The 3,140-nt window shown below is 37.4% G+C and carries 4 protein-coding genes; 3 read left to right on the top strand and 1 reads right to left on the bottom strand.

Features of this window, described 5'->3' with window-relative positions; translation table 11 throughout:
• The first annotated feature begins 165 nt into the window (after positions 1–165).
• On the top strand, positions 166–603 hold the full coding sequence (locus tag AC1DRF_RS20940; protein WP_028409168.1) for a hypothetical protein: 438 nt from the start codon (positions 166–168) through the stop codon (positions 601–603).
• A 115-nt stretch (positions 604–718) separates the two neighbouring features.
• The gene (locus AC1DRF_RS20935) at positions 719–1,399 is read left to right on the top strand and encodes a DUF4397 domain-containing protein (protein WP_025751171.1); all 681 of its coding nucleotides are present in this window, start codon (positions 719–721) and stop codon (positions 1,397–1,399) included.
• A 36-nt stretch (positions 1,400–1,435) separates the two neighbouring features.
• Here AC1DRF_RS20935 and AC1DRF_RS20930 read toward each other — a convergent pair whose 3' ends face one another.
• On the bottom strand, positions 1,436–1,969 hold the full coding sequence (locus AC1DRF_RS20930) for a GrpB family protein (RefSeq protein WP_013083815.1): 534 nt from the start codon (positions 1,967–1,969) through the stop codon (positions 1,436–1,438).
• Positions 1,970–2,529: 560 nt separating this feature from the next.
• On the opposite strand from AC1DRF_RS20930, the gene AC1DRF_RS20925 reads away from it, so the two are divergent.
• On the top strand, positions 2,530–3,140 hold a 611-nt coding region (locus tag AC1DRF_RS20925), incomplete at its 3' end, for an SH3 domain-containing protein (protein ID WP_477741592.1).

Here is a 3,140-nt window from a genome sequence, read left to right as displayed (position 1 = left end):
GCTATTTATAAAACCATTTATTACCCAGAAGTTCGAGCTATGCTTGAAAAACAAGGATTTAAATTCGAATAACCAAAAGCTGCGATGAACATCGCAGCTTTTTTTATCTACTTTAACAGCGTGCTGAATAGACTAAAAGTAATACTTAATAAATGAGGTGTTGATATGGAGTTTATTTTAATTTGTAATTTTCTTTTAAGCGCAACCGCAGCGTTTTTATTGGTGCCGGCTTTTACAAAAAAGCACACTCTTCACGTGACTTTACTTTCTCTCCTTTTCCTCCTTTCAATTATTCCGACTTTTCTTCTCGCTAATCCACATATCGGCGTTTTACCTTGGGCTATTCGAGACGCTCTTCTATTGTTCGCTGCTTTCCTTTTCTTTTGTTTAACCTTCACTTTAAACAAATGGAAAACGCTTTTGTTTTTTCTTCTATTTTTACTGTCGATTGCTCCTCTTTCCTACGTCGTATATGATGACTTCACGCATACGTATATAGATGCCAATATTGGGCTTGGCCTAGGCTTTTTACTGACATGGCTCTTAACAGCTCTGTACAATATTTTGGCTATTCTTCGATTTTTTCGTCAGAAATCTCAGTAAACACATCAAAAATTAACAAACAAACGAATAGTTGATTTTATTTAGTATACGCTAACAACTGCACAGTCCTTCTCTTTACATAAAGCTGTGTATACTAAAAAAGGAGTGATACTTGATGAAACGACTATTCGTAATGGCAGCAGTGATTGCCTTCTTGGCGCTTAGCCGCATGTTAGTATTTGCCGCTGAAACACCTCCCGCTGCAGATGAGCGAACAGCTCAAAATGCAGAAGTTCGCATCGTTCATGCTTCACCGGATGCTCCGGCTGTAGACATTTTTGTGGATGACAAAGCTTTAGTAGAAGGAGCAAAGTTTAAAGATGTCGCCAACTCTTTGCCTTTGGCAGCCGGTTCTCATAAAGTAGAAGTATACGAAGCGAAGACAAAAGGAACAAAAGATTCCATCATCGAAGCTACCCTTGTTGTAGACGGCGGAAAATCGTATACAGTGGCCGCTGTAAATAAAGCAGAAAACCTTGAACTGCAGGCTTTCACGAATAATAAGCAAGGAATGGATGGAAAAGCAAGCTTACGTGTTGCTCATTTATCTCCTGATGCTCCTGCGGTAAACGTAGGTCCTAAAGGTGCTGCTCCTTTATTTAAAGATCTGTCTTTTAAAAGCATTTCAGGTTATCAAGTAGTAAATCCGGGTTCGTATGATCTATCTGTTTCCACGGCAGATGGAAAAGAAATACTAAGTCTTCCTGGAACAAATCTTCAAAGCGGTAAAAACTATACGGTTCTCGCAGTAAATACTGCTGACAAGCTTGAGACCATTGTTTTACAAGATAATTAATTAAAAAAAACGTCATTTCAATTGAAATGACGTTTTTTATAGACTGCGCTGAATGAATTCCTCTTTTTTGTACTCATAGGTAGAAATATCGTTCCACAGTCGTTTTGAAAGCTCGTATTTCATACCTTCATATTTTTTTCTAGCACGTTCGTTCGAGCGTAACTGCTCCCTGAAATTAATTCGTTCGTTCCAGTAAGGTGATTCACTGACCGTTACGTACACATGACTTCTTCTCGCATCATGTGGAATGAGTTTACGGGCATTTTTAGCTGTCATAATTGGAGGGTAGTGTGCAGCTGGAACGCCTTCTTTTAATAAGACAAACATCTCTTTTTCCGCTACATATACGTGAGATTTATTTTTTAATATAGCGCGCACTTCATTTATATCTTCTTCGCGTTTGACTCCGATTAAAATATCAACGATTGGTGAACCAGCCAATCCTGGAACGGACGTGCTTCCAATATGTTCGATGTCTACTGAAAAATCTTTTAGTGTATTAAGCAACGCTTCTTTTTCCATTTGATACAAAAGCGACCACTTTGTTTCATACTGAACAATCTTTCGCATATCAGTTTCCACCCTTTCACTTTTTTATACTGTACCATGTTTCAAAGTAAAAAGAAAGAATTTTCTAACTATTTACTTTTAGTTTATGCTACGAGCTTTATACCCCTCCAGACAGGCTTTGTATTATTTTATATATTTTTGTTATTTTTATTCTACATGTTTCATAATTGTGGATGTTTCCTCCTCCAAAAGATAGATACGCTTTTATTTTCTATCTCTCCTCTATCATATTCACACTCAGCTGTTTTATACTATTTTACGTTCTTACTAGTAGAAGACATATCCTCAAAATGTAGATGAACAAAGGATTAAAGGTCTTTAATATCGCTAAATTCCACCTTTAATATAATTATATTTTACATTAATGTAAAATTTTATCGTTAAGGATGGCAGATAGTTCAAATTCATTATACAATTGAATTTCGACATATAGTATGATGGATAATATCGGTATTATGAGATAATAGTAGATTTAACTCAAAATTTTGGACTATTTGCCGATATATGCTTTGTATACCAATAACCTTATGTTGAAATTTGTAATTTGCAAGGAGGAAAAAATGAATAAAAAACATGTCATGTACACAGCCGTTTCTTCTGTTCTTTTAAGCTCTTCATTGCTTTTGCATTCAATTGATGCAGATGCAGCTGAATCGGCCAAAGTAACTGCTACATCGTTAAATGTACGTGCAACGCCTAGTACAAGCGGTGCTATCGTTGGAAAAATAACGAAGGGAAACACCGTTGATATAGTAGATGAAAGCAAAGGGTGGGCTAAAATTACCTATAACGGTAAAGAAGCTTGGATTTCATCTCAATACATAAATAAAACGCAAATAAACAGTACGTCTACCGCAAATTCGACATCGAAGTCAGCGGTCGTTAATGCCAGCTCATTAAACGTTCGYTCTTCTGCRAGYACAAGYGCMTCCATCGTGACAAACTTACCGCGAAATGCAAAAGTAACGGTGGTAAAAGAAAGCGGGTCTTGGTCACAGATTAAAACGGCAAGCGGTCAAACGGGCTGGGTGGCAAGTCAGTACTTAAAAGCAGACTCCGGTTCTTCTGCGCCAGCTAAAGATTCTGGGTCTACAACATCGAAGTCAGCGGTCGTTAATGCCAGCTCATTAAACGTTCGTTCTTCTGCGAGTACAAGTGCCTCCATCGTGAC

It is taken from the genome of Priestia sp. P5_B4 (assembly GCF_056400385.1).
The sequence above is the reverse complement of the archived record's forward strand: the minus strand, read 5'-3'. Positions and strand labels throughout refer to the sequence as shown.